The following is a 13,926-nucleotide window of genomic DNA, read 5'->3' on the forward strand; positions in this document are numbered from 1 at the left end:
GGGGTCACACACGGGCCGATGTGCGGGGTGCACGGCTGAGGGCCTATGTCGGCGCCGTGACCCCCAGTGGGGTTCGGCGGTGCCTTGCGACGAGATTCAGACAAGCAGGCCCGAAACCTGCCCGCAAATACCCCTTGTACTAGTTGTGGTCGAATAGGGGTTTAGCGCGTGGTTTGTGACCTGGCTCTCAAAGCGCAGGTCAGAGGGCCTGATGGCGCGAGCATGTCATGCCTGTTCGACTACGATCGCGCTTCGTATGTGACTCACCCCATGTGGGACGCTTCACGGTTCCGGTCGCGGTGGGTGCGCGCGCCCTCACTCAACGGGTGCGTCGGATGTGACCGCGGTCTCCTCCGCGGGTGCGTCGAATGTGACCGCGGTCTCGAAAGCGGCCCTCCGTGTGGCCCGGCGCAGCGCCCGCAGCACCGCCGGACCGAGGACCACGGTCAGAACGACCGTCAGAAGCGCCCGGCCCAGGTCCCAGCCGAGCGACGTGGCAAGGCAGTACGCGACGAAACGCGCCAGATTGGCGGGTACGGCGGCGTGCGGGTCGAAGGCGATCCCCGAGGCCAGCGCCCCCATGAACGGCCACCCGGACAGATTCATCACCGTGCCGTACGCGAACGACGCGACGAAGCCGTAGCAGGCCAGCAGCGCGATCTCCGTACGGCCGCGCAGCCGTTCCGGGGCCGGCAGCATCCCCGCGCCCATCGTGAACCAGCCCATCGCCAGCATCTGGAACGGCAGCCACGGCCCCACCCCGCCCGTGAGCAGCGCCGACGCGAACATCGTGAGCGAGCCGAGCACAAAGCCGAAGCCCGGGCCGAGGACCCTTCCGCTGAGCACCATCAGGAAGAACATGGGCTCCAGCCCCGCCGTCCCCGCGCCGATCGGGCGCAGCGCCGCCCCGGTCGCCGCCAGCACGCCGAGCATGGCGACCGCCTTCGGGCCGAGGCCCGACTCGGAGATCGTCGCCGCCACCACCGCGACCAGCAGCGCGAGCAGCCCCGCGAACAGCCACGGCGCGTCCTGGGCATGGGCGCTGAGCTGCGAGGACGGCGGCGCGAGAAACGGCCAGCCGAAGGCTACGACACCGACCGCGCCGACGAGGACGAGGGCGGCGAGGGAGCGGGGGCCCAGGCGGATGGGGCGGCTTCGTCGTCGGAGGTCGGGACCCCCCGGCAGGGCGGCGTGGCCGGTCATGCCAGGGCCTCGCGGATCTGGGAGACCGTGAGCCAGGGCTCGGGCGCGAGGATCTTGGTGACCTGCGGGGCGTAGGACGGGGAGGAGACCACGACGTCCGCGGTCGGGCCGTCCGCGATCACCTCACCCTCGGCGAGCAGGACCACCCGGTGCGCGAGTTCGGCGGCCAGCTCCACGTCGTGGGTGGCCAGCACTATGGCGTGCCCGGCGTCGGCCAGCCCACGCAGCACGCCGACCAGGCGGGACTTGGCCGCGTAGTCCAGGCCGCGGGTCGGCTCGTCGAGGAGCAGCAGCGGCGGGCGCGCGGTGAGGATCACGGCGAGGGCGAGCGTGAGCCGCTGCCCCTCGGACAGATCGCGGGGGTGGGTGGCGTCGGTGATGCCGGGGAGCAGGTCCTCGACCAGGGCGCGGCAGGTGCCGGGGGCGGCGTGCGCGTCCCGGTCGGCGGCCTCGCACTCGGCAGCGACCGTGTCCGCGTACAGCAGATCGCGCGGTTCCTGCGGTACGAGACCGACGCGGCGCACCAGTTCACGCGGCGCGGCGCGATACGGGGCGAGCCCGCCCACGGTGACCGTGCCGCTCTGCGGTGCGACCAGACCGGTCAACGCGCCGAGCAGGGTGGACTTTCCGGCGCCGTTGCGGCCCATGAGGGCGACCGTCTCGCCGGGGGCCACGGTGAGGTCGACACCGCGCAGCGCCTGGACCCGGCCGCGGCGCACGGCCAGGGCGCGGACTTCGGCGGCCATGGCGGGAGTCGGTGCGGCCGCCTCGGGGGTACGGCGGAACAGCCGGAGGCGGGACGGCGCCGCGGGTTCCGGGGCGGACGGCGGCTTCCGCTGGATCGGTACGGTCGGTCTGGGCTCCCGCCCCGCCAGCCGTTCCCGCAGCTCACCTGGCACCCCTGCCCGCCGCCGGGCGTCCCGTACGGTCAGCGGCAGCGGCGACCAGCCCGCCAGCCGCCCCAGCTCCACCACCGGCGGACACACCGGGGACACGGCCATCACGTCGGCGGGTGCGCCCCGCACCGGCCGGGCGCCCGGCGCCGGAAGGAGTACGACGCGGTCGGCGTACTGCACCACCCGCTCCAGTCGGTGCTCGGCGAGCAGCACCGTCGTCCCCAGGTCGTGGACGAGCCGCTGGAGCACGGCGAGCACCTCCTCGGCCGCCGCCGGATCGAGGGCGGACGTCGGCTCGTCGAGGACGAGCACCCGGGGATGCGGGGTGAGGACTGAACCGATCGCGACCCGCTGCTGCTGGCCGCCGGACAGGGTGGCGATGGGCCGGTCCCGCAGGGCCGCGAGGCCGAGCAGGTCCAGGGTCTCCTCCACCCGGCGCCGCATCACGTCCGGGGCGAGACCCAACGACTCCATCCCGTAGGCGAGTTCGTCCTCGACGGTGTCCGTCACGAAGTGCGACAGCGGGTCCTGGCCCACCGTGCCCACGACATCGGCGAGTTCGCGCGGCTTGTGGGCCCGGGTGTCGCGTCCGGCGACGGTGACCCGGCCGCGCAGGGTGCCGCCGGTGAAGTGCGGCACGAGCCCGCTCACCGCGCCGAGCACGGTGGACTTCCCGACCCCGGAGGGTCCGGCGAGCAGCGCGAGTTCGCCTTCTGCCACGTCGAACTCGATGCCTCGGACGGCCGGTTCGGCGGCGCCGTCGTAGACCACGGAGACGTCCTCGAAGCGGATCACGACGACTCCTTGAATGACGGGGAGGGAACGTCTTTGCGAGACGGGGAGGGAACGTCCTGGAAAGGCGGGGAGGGAGCGTCCCGGAAGGACGGAGGGGGAGCGTCCTGGAAGGACGGAGAAGGAGCGTCCTGGAAGGAGGGAGAGGGGACGACGAACGCCGGGAGCAGGCCCAGGAGTACGGACGCAGCGGGCCACAGCGGGAGGGTGGGGGAGACCAGCGGGACCACGCCGGGGCGCAGGGCGGCGGGGTCGGCGGACGCGGCGAGCGTGAGCAGCGCGGCGACGGCGGCGCCGGACGCGGCGACAAGCCAGGCCCGGCCGTCCCAGCGGTCCGCGCGGTACCGGGTGCGTGGCGAGCGGCGCCCGCCGAGATGCAGTCCGGCGAGAGCGGCGGCGACTCCCGTGAGCAGTACGGGAATCGCGTACGTGCCGCCGTCCTCGGTGAGCAGTCCGTAGGTGCCCGCGCAGACGCCGAGCAGCCCGCCGAGGGTGAGCGCGGCCGTCGTACGGCGGACCCGGTCGGGGACGTCGGCGGTACGGCCGTAGCCGCGCGCGTCCATCGCGGCGGCGAGCGCGACGGAACGCTCCAACGCGCCCTCCAGCACCGGCAGTCCGACCTGGAGCAGCCCCCGCACACCCCGGTCCGGGCGGCCCCTCAGACGCCGGGCGGCACGCAGTCGGCGGCTGTCCTCGACGAGGTTCGGGGCGAAGGTGAGCGCGACGACGACGGCGACACCGGCCTCGTAGAGCGCGCCGGGAAGGGACTTGAGGAGCCGGGAGGGGTTCGCGAGGGCGTTCGCGGCGCCGACGCAGACCAGCAGGGTGGCGAGCCGGAGCCCGTCGTAGAGCGCGAAGACGACGGCCTCGGCGGTGACCCGGCCGCCGATGCGGATGCCCTGCGCCCAGTGGGGGAGCGGGATTTCGGGGAGCGTCACCAGGACATGGGTGCCGGGGATGGGGGAGCCGAGGGCCACGGCGAAGAACAGGCGGATGAGCAGCACGGCCAGGGCGAGCCGCACGAACGCCGGGTAGGAGCGGGCCCAAGGGGCGGAGGTGCGGCAGGACGCCACGACATAGGCCGAGACGGAGAGCAGCAGGGCGAGGAGGAGGGGGTTGGTGGTGCGGGTGGCGGCGGTGCCGAGGGCCAGCGCCCACAGCCACCAGGCGCCGGGGTGGAGGGAGTTGTAGCGGTTGTGGCGGTTGTGGCGGTTGCGGCGGGGTGTGCCGTGGTCAGTCATGGCGTCGGCGCCGCCGGGACTGCCGCACCGCTGCCGCGCCGAGCAGGGCGACGGCGGCGGCACCGGCGAGCACCCCGAGGGAGGGCGTGGAGGAGTTCCCGTGCTTGCCGCCGTCGGTGCCGGCGGCGGAAGTGGCCTTGCTGCTCCTGCCATCGACCTGCTCGCCGCAACCGTGCTGCGGATAGCCGGAGATGGCGCACAGGAGGGCGTTGGTGTCGTAGCGGAGGGGTTTCGCCACGGCGGCGAGGGCGTCGGCGGTCGTGGCGTCCGAGGACACCCGCGCGCACGCCGTGCGACGCGCGGTGGGCGGGGTCTCACCGGCGGGTGCGTCGGACGGTGTGCCGAAGTCGATGACGAGCGCCACGCGCTTGGTACCGCCGCGGGCCGGGGTGTCCGCGCAGATGTCCTTGAACTCGGCGCTGCCACGCGGGCGGGAGGCGTCCGAGGAGGCCGCGCTGACAGCGAAGCGGAAGCCCTCCACAGCACCGTCGGAGGGCCGGGCCGTCGCCGGACCCTGGGTGGCGTACACCCAGTGGCCGCCCTGGCCGCCCTGGCCGCCTTCGCGCTCCCAGAACGACCAGTAGCGGTAGCCGGTGGCGTGCGCGGCCTGCCCCGCGCCTGCCGCCGACAGCAGCAGGGCGAGGACGAAGGTGACGGTGGCCCGGGCGGGTGAACGGCGGTTCACGGCTTGCGCTTTCCACGTCCGGAGAGGAGGAAGCCGACGCCGACTCCGGCGACGAGACCGACACCGACGATCCACCAGACGCTGAGGCCGCTGTCGCTCTTGTCGTCCTTGGCGTTCTGGTGCTCTGCCGCAGGCTTGATCTGCTGCGGCGCGGGACCGAGGGCGCCGAGCCGCTGGACGAGATCGGTGCCGCCGAACTCGCGCGGGTCGCCGCCCATAGCGTGGGCGGTGAGGACGAGCGTCGCGTAGGCGGCGGGGCCGCTCTGCTCGGCCCACTGCGCGGAGTGCTTCTCCAGCCAGCCGTACGGCTTCTGCGCCGCGTCGGTCCAGCCCAGGGCGGCCAGCGACACGACCGCGTCGGCGGTGTTGCCGTAGTCGGGCTGGTCCTTGGCGCCGGGGAGGACCGAGGTGAGATAGCCCTTGGCGGAGGTCTCGGTGGTGAGATAGGTGGCGCCGTTGCGGGCGACGTCGGCGGTGGTGAGCGGCGACTTGCCGCCGCAGGCGCCCTTGCCGCCCTGTGTGTCGGCGCCCTGTGTGTCCTTCCCGGCGGCCGTCACGAACCCCTTGCCGAGCGCGCCCAGCACCCCGGCGGCGGTGGCGTCGGCGTTGGCGGTGAACTCGCCCTTCTTGCCGGGCTGGTAGATCAGCGCACCGCCGCCGTCCTTGCCGCAGGCGATGGACCACCCGGCCAGCAGGTCGTACGGCGACGCCGTGCCCTTGGCCGGGTGCACCTGGGCGGGGTCCGCGCCGGTCGCGGCGAGGGCGCCGATGACGACGGACGTCGAGTTGGTGTCGCTGGCCCCGCCGGGCGCGTAGGGCCAGCCGCCGTCCTTGTTCTGCACGGACTTGAGCCAGCCGACGGCCTTGGCGGTGGCGTCCTCGTGCCCGCCGACGGCGGCGAGGGCCTGGACGGCGGCCGCGGTGGCGTTGGTGTCGCGGGGGAGCTTGGCGTCGCAGTCCTTGCCTGTGCCTGCGTCGGCGCGGTACGCCGGGAACGCGCCGTCGGTGCACTGCTGCCCGGTGAGCCAGTCGACCGCCTTGGTGGCGGGCTTCAGCCCCACGGTGTCCTGCGCCAGCAGGGCGAGGGACTGGCGCCAGACACCGTCGTAGGTGGGGTCGGCCTTGCCGAACAGCCCGGAGGGCAGCGCGGGCGACGGTGAGGGCGAGGGCGACGCGGTCGCGGCGAAGGCGGCGGGGGTCGCGGCGCCGGTGAGCACGGCCGTCAGGGCGGCCAGTGCCGCGGCGGTGCGGCGGACGTTCATTGCGGGTGGGTGCCTTCCCCTGCGGGAAGCCGTGACGCAGCGCGGGGACACCCTCCCCGGGCGGCGGCTCGGCTCCGCAGACCTCGACGGTGCCGTGCGCCGGCGGGGCCGCCGGTGCACCTGAGCCGGTCACGCGTAGCCCGGGGCGATCCGGCTCACCGCCCTGACGAGCGGCTCACGGTTGCGGGTCAGCGCCGGAATTGCACCGGCTTTCCCCCGAACGGGCGTGATGACGACTCCGTCACTGTACCTGGCCGCGGGGGATGCCTGAGAAGGGCCTGTGGGCGAGATGCCTGGTGAGTGGGTCCGACTTGTCCGGCAGGCGGGTCTGAGCTGTCTCGTGGGCCGGTCCGATCTGCCTGCTGAGCGGGTCTCACTCACCCCGTCGCCACGTACGTCACCGGATCACTCCCGGCCACCGCCTCCACCCGCCCCAGTTTCACCAGCCGTCGCAGATGTGCCTCCGCCTCGGAGACGGCGATGTTCCGCGACCCGTACGGGATCCGCTCCCAGGGCCGGTTCCACTCCATCCGCTCGGCGAGCTGCCAGGTGGTGAGCGGGGTGGCGAGAAGGGTGAGCAGACCGGTGAGGCGCTCCTCGTGGTGGGCGAGCAACTCCCGTACGCGGGAGGGCGCGTCGGTGAAGGGGTGCTGATGGGCGGGCAGTACTTCGGCCGGACGGAGGCGGCCGATGCGCTCCAGGGAGTCGAGGTAGTCGCCGAGCGGGTCGGTGACGGTGGCGTCGTCGGGGTCCTCGTACAGGCCGATGTGCGGGGTGATCTCGGGGAGAAGATGATCGCCGGAGAACAACCGGCCGTGCCCGCCCGGCAGTCGGTCGGGATGCTCCTCCTCCAGATGCAGACAGACATGCCCCGGGGTGTGCCCCGGCGTCCAGATGGCACGCAGCTTCCGGCCGGGCAGGTCGAGGAGTTCGCCGGGCACGATCTCGCGGTCGGGCAGCGCGGGCGAGAGCCCGGCCGGGGTACGGCGCCGGGGTGCGCGCAGCGGGGCGATGTGCTCCTCGGGCGCTCCGGCGGCGGTCAGCTTGTCCGCCATGTAGGAGAACCAGCGGTCCGGCCGGGTGTCCCGGGCCCGCCGCACGATCGCGGTGTCCGCGGCGTGCAGCGCGATCCAGGCACCGGAGGCGTCCCGCACCCGGCCGGCGAGACCGTGGTGGTCGGGGTGATGGTGGGTGACGACGACGCCGTACACCTCACCGACGGACGTCCCGCAGGCCACCAGCCCGGCGACGAGGGTGTCCCAGGAGGCGGGATCGTCCCACCCGGTGTCGATCAGCAACGGCCCGCGGTCGGTGTCGACGACGTGCACGAGGGTGTGGCCGAGGGGGTTGTCCGGGATGGGCACCTCGACGGATCGGACCCCGCCGCGGTGGTCGTGCACCTGCGTCATGGTTCCCCCATCGCCGCCCGCCCGCCACACTGAACTAGAACAGGTTCTCATACAGGTTCTCATAGGAGACCGGGACGGCCAACGGCTCGCGCCGCATCCGTGGACTCCCTCGGGCGGAGCTGGTATCAGTTCATTGTCGTCATTGTCTGACGGAGCGTCAGACGAGTTGCGTCGGACAGGGCTTCCCGGGAGGCAGCAGGCCATGACCGAGCTCGTGGAACACGGACAGCTGTTCATCGGCGGGGAGTTGACCGATCCCCTCGGCACGGACGTGATCGAGGTGATCTCCCCGCACACCGAGGAGGTCATCGGCCGCGTCCCGCACGCCTCGCGCGAGGACGTGGACCGGGCGGTCGCGGCGGCCCGGCGGGCCTTCGACGAGGGACCCTGGCCGAGGACGACCCTGGACGAGCGCATCGAGGTCGTCACCCGGATCAAGGACGCGATCGCGATGCGGCACGAGGAGATCGCGCGGGTGATCTCCTCGGAGAACGGGTCGCCGTACTCGTGGAGCGTCCTCGCGCAGGCGCTGGGCGCGATGATGGTGTGGGACTCGGCGATCAAGGTCGCGCGGGACTTCTCCTACGAGGAGCGGCGCGACGGCGTCCTCGGCAAGCTGCTCGTGCGGCGGGAGCCGGTGGGTGTGGTCGCGGCCGTGGTGCCGTGGAACGTGCCGCAGTTCGTCGCCGCCGCGAAGCTCGCGCCCGCGCTGCTGACCGGCTGCACAGTGATCCTCAAGCCGTCGCCGGAGTCACCGCTGGACGCGTACATCCTGGCCGACATCACCCGCGAGGCGGGGCTGCCGGAGGGCGTGCTGTCGATCCTCCCGGCGGACCGGGAGGTCAGCGAGTACCTGGTCGGGCACCCGGGCGTCGACAAGGTGTCCTTCACCGGGTCGGTCGCGGCGGGGCGGCGCGTGATGGAGGTGGCGGCGCGGAATCTGACGCGGGTGACGCTGGAGCTGGGCGGCAAGTCGGCGGCGGTGGTCCTGCCGGACGCGGACGTGGCGCAGGCGGTGGCGGGCATCGTCCCGGCGGCCTGGATGAACAACGGGCAGGCGTGTGTCGCCCAGACCCGCATCCTCGTCCCGCGCTCGCGCTACGACGACTTCGCCGACGCGTTCGCCCAGGCGGCGGGCGCGCTGAAGGTGGGCGACCCGCTCGACCCGGCGACCCAGGTGGGCCCGCTGGTCGCGCGGCGCCAGCAGCGGCGCAACCTCGACTACATCCGCATCGGGCAGGAGGAGGGCGCCAAGATCCTCACCGGCGGCGGCCGTCCGCCCGGCCTGGAGAAGGGCTGGTACGTCGAGCCGACCCTGTTCGGCGGCGTCGACAACGGCATGCGGATCGCCCGCGAGGAGATCTTCGGCCCGGTCATCTGCCTGCTGCCGTACGGCGACGAGTCCGAGGCGGTGAAGATCGCCAACGACTCCGAGTACGGGCTGTCCGGCAGCGTATGGACGGCCGACGTCGAGCACGGCATCGAGGTCGCGCGCCAGGTACGTACCGGCACGTACTCGGTCAACACCTTCAGCCTCGACATGCTCGGCCCGTTCGGCGGCTACAAGAACTCCGGGCTGGGGCGGGAGTTCGGTCCGGAGGGCTACGGCGAGTACCTGGAGTACAAAATGATCCATCTCCCCGCCGGCTGGGAGGGCTGACCGCCCATGGGCGACCGCTGGCACGTCGAGGTGGACCGCTCCCTGTGCATCGGCTCGGCCCAGTGCGTCAACCACGCCCCCCAGGCTTTCCGCCTGGACACCGCCCGCCAGTCCCACCCCCTCTCGGCGGACATGGACGTGACGGAAGCGGTGCTGGAGGCGGCGGAGACCTGCCCGGTGGAGGCGATCACGATCACCCTGCTGGGCAGCGGGGATCCGGTGTTCCCGCCGGAGGAGTGACACCGGAGGACCTGAGAGACGGAACCCGGAGGACCCGAAGGACCGAACCCGGAGGAGTGAAAAATGTCCCCTTGGTAGGGTTCCGTCTTGCGGTAGCCGCTATATACTGATATCGGCCTACGGGGCGAGTGAGGGAGCCCAACCGGAGTAGCCGACTCTGGCGAGACGCCGAGGCATCCGCCGGGGCCGACATCGACGGTCGGGCTGAGAGGCCGAACGGCAGCAGCAGGGCCGAACGGCGACCCCCAGCACCTGATCCGGACAATACCGGCGCAGGGAACCCGTCTCGTAGGTCTTTTCGTGTGCCACGAAGAGCCGGGTCACGCGCCGTTCTCCGCCCCCTCCGCCCCTTTCGGATCCGTCAGGTCGATCAGGCGGCACACCGTCTCGATGTCGATCTTCACCTGGGCGATGGACGCGCGGCCCGAGAGCCAGGTGATCAGGGCCGAGTGCCAGGTGTGCTCGATGACGCGGACCGCGGAGAGCTGGGCCGGGGTGGGGGCGGCCGGGGGGCCCATCGCGTCCAGGATGATCGCCGTGGTCTGGCGGGAGACCTGGTCGACTTCGGGGGAGACGCTGCGGTCTGCGAACGTCAGGGCCCGGACCATGGCGTCGGCGAGGTGGGGCTCGCGTTGCAGGGCCCGGAAGGCCCGCATCAGGGTCTCCGCGACCCGCTCCGCGGGCGTGTCGCCGGTCGGGGGCTTCTTGCGCAACGTGCCGTGCATGTGCTCCAACTGGTCCTGCATCGTGGCGACCAGCAGATGCACCTTGGAGGGGAAGTAGCGGTAGAGGGTCCCCAGGGCCACCTGGGAGGACTCCGCCACCTCCCGCATCTGCACCGCGTCGAAGCCGCCCCGGCTGGCGAGTTGGGCGCTGGCGCGCAGGATCCGCCGGCGGCGTGCCTGCTGCCGTTCGGTCAGCGGGGGCGTGCCCGGCGCCGTCGTCGTTCGCGCGGTACTGCCGGCGTCCACCTTGGCTTGCGCAGACATGGGTCGGTCCTGTTCCGTGACAGTCGGTGAGGACGAGTGATCACACAGCATGGCAGGGGTCCGCGTCGTGGCGCGAATCACCCGGCCCACCGCTCACTCTTCGACTACCTGCCGGTAGATTCAGAGCCTCCCGAGCGATCAAGTCTGAAACTTGTTCTAGATTAGCGTCCCGTCATAGTCTCGCGGGACCATGCAGGCAGAAGGGGGCACGGAGTGACCGCTGAGGCCAGGGAGGCGGGTCCCCGACCGGACCCCGCCGCCGACGGCGGGCGACCGCTCGACATCGGGCTTCTCACCTATAAAGGGAACCCGTTCTGCGGCGGCCAGGGCGTCTACGTCCGCCATCTCTCCCGCGAGCTGGCCCGCCTCGGCCACCGCGTCGAGGTCATCGGCTCCCAGCCCTACCCCGTGCTCGACGAGGGCTACCCGGGCCTCAGCCTCACCGAGCTGCCCAGCCTCGACCTCTACCGGCAGCCCGACCCTTTTCGCACCCCGGCCCGCGACGAGTACCGCGACTGGGTCGACGCCCTCGAAGTCGGCACCATGTGGACCGGCGGCTTCCCCGAGCCGCTGACCTTCTCGCTCCGGGCCCGCCGTCATCTGCGCGCCCGGCGCGGTGAGTTCGACGTCATCCACGACAACCAGACCCTGGGTTACGGCCTGTTGGGCGAGCTCGGGGTGCCGCTGGTCACCACCATCCACCATCCCATCACCGTCGACCGCCAGTTGGAGCTCGACGCCGCCGAGACCTGGCAGCGGCGGTACTCCGTGCGGCGCTGGTACGCCTTCACCCGGATGCAGAAGCGCGTCGCCCGCCGGCTGCCGTCGATCCTCACTGTCTCCGGGTCCTCCCGGCAGGAGATCGTCGACCATCTCGATGTCCGCGAGGACCGCGTCCATGTCGTCCACATCGGGGCCGACACCGACCTCTTCGCGCCCGATCCGTCCGTGCCGCAGATCCCCGGGCGCATCGTCACCACCTCCAGCGCCGACGTCCCCCTCAAGGGGCTGGTCCATCTCGTCGAGGCCCTCGCCAAGGTCCGCACCGAGCACCCCGGCGCCCATCTCGTCGTCGTCGGCAAACGCGCCGAGGACGGGCCGGTCGCCCAGGCCATCGAGCGCTACGGCCTCTCCGGCGCCGTCGAGTTCGTCAAGGGCATCTCCGACGCCGAACTGGTCGACCTCGTCCGGTCCGCCGAGATCGCCTGCGTCCCCTCGCTCTACGAAGGCTTCTCCCTCCCCGCCGCCGAGGCCATGGCCACCGGCACCCCGCTCCTCGCCACCACCGGCGGCGCCATTCCCGAGGTCGCCGGGACCGACGGCGAGACCTGCCTCGCCGTACCGCCCGGTGACGCGGGCGCCCTGGCCGCCGGGCTCAGCCGGCTGCTGGGGGACGCCGAGCTGCGGCTACGGCTCGGGCACGCGGGGCGTGAGCGGGTGCTGCGGCACTTCACCTGGGCACGGGCCGCGGAGGGGACGGTGGGCCGGTACCGCGAGGCCATCGAGCACAGAGCCCGACGAGACCAGGGCGACCGACGGGACCGACGGGACCGGCGGGACCGGCGAGCACACGAGCAGCAGCAGGAAGCCAGGGTCCCCGCCCCGACCGCCATGTCGTCCGGCACCTCCCACACCGACCCCGCCGTCCATCCCGAAAGCAGGGCCACGTGCTGACCGTCGACTTCTCCCGGTTCCCGCTCGCCCCGGGCGACCGGGTGCTGGACCTCGGCTGCGGTGCCGGGCGGCACGCCTTCGAGTGCTACCGGCGCGGTGCCCAGGTGGTCGCGCTCGACCGGAACGGCGAGGAGATCCGCGAGGTCGCCCGGTGGTTCGCGGCGATGAAGGAGGCGGGCGAGGCACCCGAGGGCGCCACCGCGACCGCCATGGAGGGCGACGCCCTCGCGCTGCCCTTCCCCGACGAGTCCTTCGACGTCGTCATCATCTCCGAGGTGATGGAGCACATCCCCGACGACAAGGGCGTCCTCGCCGAGATGGTCCGCGTGCTCAAGCCGGGCGGCCGTATCGCAGTCACCGTGCCCCGCTACGGCCCGGAGAAGGTGTGCTGGGCCCTGTCCGACGCCTACCACGAGGTCGAGGGCGGGCACATCCGCATCTACAGAGCCGACGAACTGCTCACCAGGATGAGGGAAGCCGGGCTCAAGCCCTACGGCACCCATCACGCCCACGCGCTGCACTCGCCGTACTGGTGGCTGAAGTGCGCGTTCGGCGTCGACAACGACCAGGTGCTGCCCGTGAAGGCGTACCACCAGCTGCTGGTCTGGGACATCATGAAGAAACCCCTGGTCACCCGGGTCGCCGAACAGGCGCTCAACCCGCTGATCGGCAAGAGCTTCGTGGCATACGCGACCAAGCCCCACCTGCCCCGCGCGGCGGCTTCCGGCGCAGCCGAGGCGGCCGCCACGTGACCACCCCCCGGACAGAACACCTCGTCCTGCCCGGGGTCCTCACCGCCGAGCAGGCCGCCGCGACCGTCCGCGGCATCCTTGCCGTGCAGCGGGAGGACGGCGCGATCCCGTGGTTCCGCGGACACCACCTCGACACCTGGGACCACACCGAGGCCGCCATGGCCCTCGACGCCGCCGGTGAGCACCAGGCCGCCGCCCGGGCCTACGACTGGCTGGCCCGCCACCAACTCGACGACGGCTCCTGGTACGCCGCCTACGCCGACGGCGACCCCCACGACATCACCGACCACGGACGCGAGACCAACTTCGTCGCCTATGTCACCGTGGGCGTCTGGCACCACTACCTCTCCACCGGCGACGACACCTTCCTCGACCGTATGTGGCCCATGGTCCACGCCGCCGTCGAGTACGTGCTGCGGCTCCAGCAGCCCGGCGGGCAGATCGGCTGGAGGCGCGAGGACGACGGCACCGCCGCCACCGACGCCCTGCTGACCGGCTGTTCCTCCGTCCACCACGCGCTGCGCTGCGCCCTCGCCGTCGCCGAGCAGCGCGAAGAGCCGCAGCCCGACTGGGAGTTGGCCCTCGGCACGCTGCGCCACGCGATACGGCGGCACCCGGAGCGGTTCCTCGACAAGGGCCGCTACTCCATGGACTGGTACTACCCGGTGCTGGGCGGCGCGTTGACCGGCGCCGAGGCCAAGTCCCGTGTCGAGGACGGCTGGGAGCGCTTTGTGGTCCCCGGGCTCGGGGTGCGCTGCGTGGTGCCCAACCCCTGGGTCACCGGCGGCGAGTCGGCCGAACTCGCCCTCACCCTCTGGGCCATGGGGGAGTCCGACCGCGCGCTGGAGATACTCCAGTCGATCCGGCATCTGCGCGACGAGGCCAGCGGCCTGTACTGGACGGGCTATGTCTTCGAGGACGACGCCGTCTGGCCGCAGGAACTCACCACCTGGACGGCGGGCTCCCTGCTGCTCGCCGTGGCCGCGCTCGGCGGACACGACGCCACCTGCGCGGTGTTCGGCGGCGACCTGCTGCCGCGCGGCCTCGACCCGGACTGCTGCGACTGAACGGACCCCGCGGGCGAGCGCCTACAAGTTGAGCCGGGCGCCTACGGGTTGAGCCC

General features: G+C 72.5%; 12 protein-coding genes. 5 read left to right on the top strand and 7 right to left on the bottom strand.

Annotated features, from left to right (window positions below; all coding sequences use genetic code 11):
- Positions 1-315 precede the first annotated feature (315 nt).
- The 6 genes from ACSYGN_RS29385 to ACSYGN_RS29410 all read right to left on the bottom strand — a co-directional run bounded on the left by ACSYGN_RS29385 (position 316) and on the right by ACSYGN_RS29410 (position 7,488).
- Positions 316-1,203, bottom strand: a complete 888-nt coding sequence (locus tag ACSYGN_RS29385; protein ID WP_460400854.1) for an ECF transporter S component — start codon at positions 1,201-1,203, stop codon at positions 316-318.
- Positions 1,200-2,894 carry an ABC transporter ATP-binding protein gene (locus ACSYGN_RS29390; protein WP_460400856.1) on the bottom strand — a complete coding sequence of 565 codons (1,695 nt, stop codon included), beginning with the start codon at positions 2,892-2,894 and terminating at the stop codon, positions 1,200-1,202. Before ACSYGN_RS29390 ends, ACSYGN_RS29385 begins: the two co-directional genes overlap by 4 nt.
- Positions 2,891-4,132 (bottom strand): energy-coupling factor transporter transmembrane component T, encoded by a 1,242-nt coding sequence (locus tag ACSYGN_RS29395; RefSeq protein WP_460400858.1) that lies wholly within the window; start codon positions 4,130-4,132, stop codon positions 2,891-2,893. Before ACSYGN_RS29395 ends, ACSYGN_RS29390 begins: the two co-directional genes overlap by 4 nt.
- A complete protein-coding gene (locus tag ACSYGN_RS29400) occupies positions 4,125-4,817 on the bottom strand; it encodes an SCO2322 family protein (RefSeq protein ID WP_460400860.1) in 693 nt (230 codons plus the stop codon). Before ACSYGN_RS29400 ends, ACSYGN_RS29395 begins: the two co-directional genes overlap by 8 nt.
- Positions 4,814-6,079 (bottom strand): prenyltransferase/squalene oxidase repeat-containing protein, encoded by a 1,266-nt coding sequence (locus tag ACSYGN_RS29405; protein WP_460400862.1) that lies wholly within the window; start codon positions 6,077-6,079, stop codon positions 4,814-4,816. Before ACSYGN_RS29405 ends, ACSYGN_RS29400 begins: the two co-directional genes overlap by 4 nt.
- Before the next feature lie 377 nt (positions 6,080-6,456).
- Positions 6,457-7,488: an MBL fold metallo-hydrolase gene (locus ACSYGN_RS29410; RefSeq protein ID WP_460400864.1), complete on the bottom strand. Its 1,032-nt coding sequence runs from the start codon at positions 7,486-7,488 to the stop codon at positions 6,457-6,459.
- Positions 7,489-7,690: 202 nt separating this feature from the next.
- Between ACSYGN_RS29410 and ACSYGN_RS29415 the strand changes: the two genes are divergently transcribed.
- A complete protein-coding gene (locus ACSYGN_RS29415) occupies positions 7,691-9,148 on the top strand; it encodes an aldehyde dehydrogenase (protein ID WP_460400866.1) in 1,458 nt (485 codons plus the stop codon).
- 6 nt (positions 9,149-9,154) lie between these two features.
- Positions 9,155-9,388, top strand: coding sequence for a ferredoxin (locus ACSYGN_RS29420; protein ID WP_460400868.1), 234 nt, complete (start codon positions 9,155-9,157; stop codon positions 9,386-9,388).
- Between the two features lie 320 nt (positions 9,389-9,708).
- Here the strand turns inward: ACSYGN_RS29420 and ACSYGN_RS29425 are convergent, their stop codons facing one another.
- On the bottom strand, positions 9,709-10,377 hold the full coding sequence (locus tag ACSYGN_RS29425) for a TetR family transcriptional regulator (RefSeq protein ID WP_460400870.1): 669 nt from the start codon (positions 10,375-10,377) through the stop codon (positions 9,709-9,711).
- A gap of 213 nt (positions 10,378-10,590) precedes the next feature.
- Here ACSYGN_RS29425 and ACSYGN_RS29430 point away from each other — a divergent pair, with 213 nt between their 5' ends.
- From ACSYGN_RS29430 to ACSYGN_RS29440, 3 genes are read left to right on the top strand one after another with little or no spacing between them, the layout of a single operon-like run.
- Complete coding sequence (locus ACSYGN_RS29430) at positions 10,591-12,051, top strand: glycosyltransferase family 4 protein (protein WP_460400872.1); 1,461 nt, start codon at positions 10,591-10,593, stop codon at positions 12,049-12,051.
- Complete coding sequence (locus ACSYGN_RS29435; RefSeq protein WP_460400874.1) at positions 12,045-12,803, top strand: class I SAM-dependent methyltransferase; 759 nt, start codon at positions 12,045-12,047, stop codon at positions 12,801-12,803. Before ACSYGN_RS29430 ends, ACSYGN_RS29435 begins: the two co-directional genes overlap by 7 nt.
- The gene (locus ACSYGN_RS29440; RefSeq protein ID WP_460400876.1) at positions 12,800-13,870 is read left to right on the top strand and encodes a prenyltransferase/squalene oxidase repeat-containing protein; all 1,071 of its coding nucleotides are present in this window, start codon (positions 12,800-12,802) and stop codon (positions 13,868-13,870) included. Before ACSYGN_RS29435 ends, ACSYGN_RS29440 begins: the two co-directional genes overlap by 4 nt.
- Positions 13,871-13,926 lie beyond the last annotated feature (56 nt).

Source organism: Streptomyces sp. YIM S03343 (assembly GCF_054729195.1).

Bases quoted from the DNA above. Each gene is read 5' to 3' on its own strand.
- ACSYGN_RS29385 (WP_460400854.1), bottom strand. From the start codon at position 1,203: ATGACCGGCCACGCCGCCCTGCCGGGGGGTCCCGACCTCCGACGACGA.
- ACSYGN_RS29395 (WP_460400858.1), bottom strand. From the start codon at position 4,132: ATGACTGACCACGGCACACCCCGCCGCAACCGCCACAACCGCCACAAC.
- ACSYGN_RS29405 (WP_460400862.1), bottom strand. From the start codon at position 6,079: ATGAACGTCCGCCGCACCGCCGCGGCACTGGCCGCCCTGACGGCCGTG.
- ACSYGN_RS29410 (WP_460400864.1), bottom strand. From the start codon at position 7,488: ATGACGCAGGTGCACGACCACCGCGGCGGGGTCCGATCCGTCGAGGTG.
- ACSYGN_RS29415 (WP_460400866.1), top strand. From the start codon at position 7,691: ATGACCGAGCTCGTGGAACACGGACAGCTGTTCATCGGCGGGGAGTTG.
- ACSYGN_RS29420 (WP_460400868.1), top strand. From the start codon at position 9,155: ATGGGCGACCGCTGGCACGTCGAGGTGGACCGCTCCCTGTGCATCGGC.
- ACSYGN_RS29425 (WP_460400870.1), bottom strand. From the start codon at position 10,377: ATGTCTGCGCAAGCCAAGGTGGACGCCGGCAGTACCGCGCGAACGACG.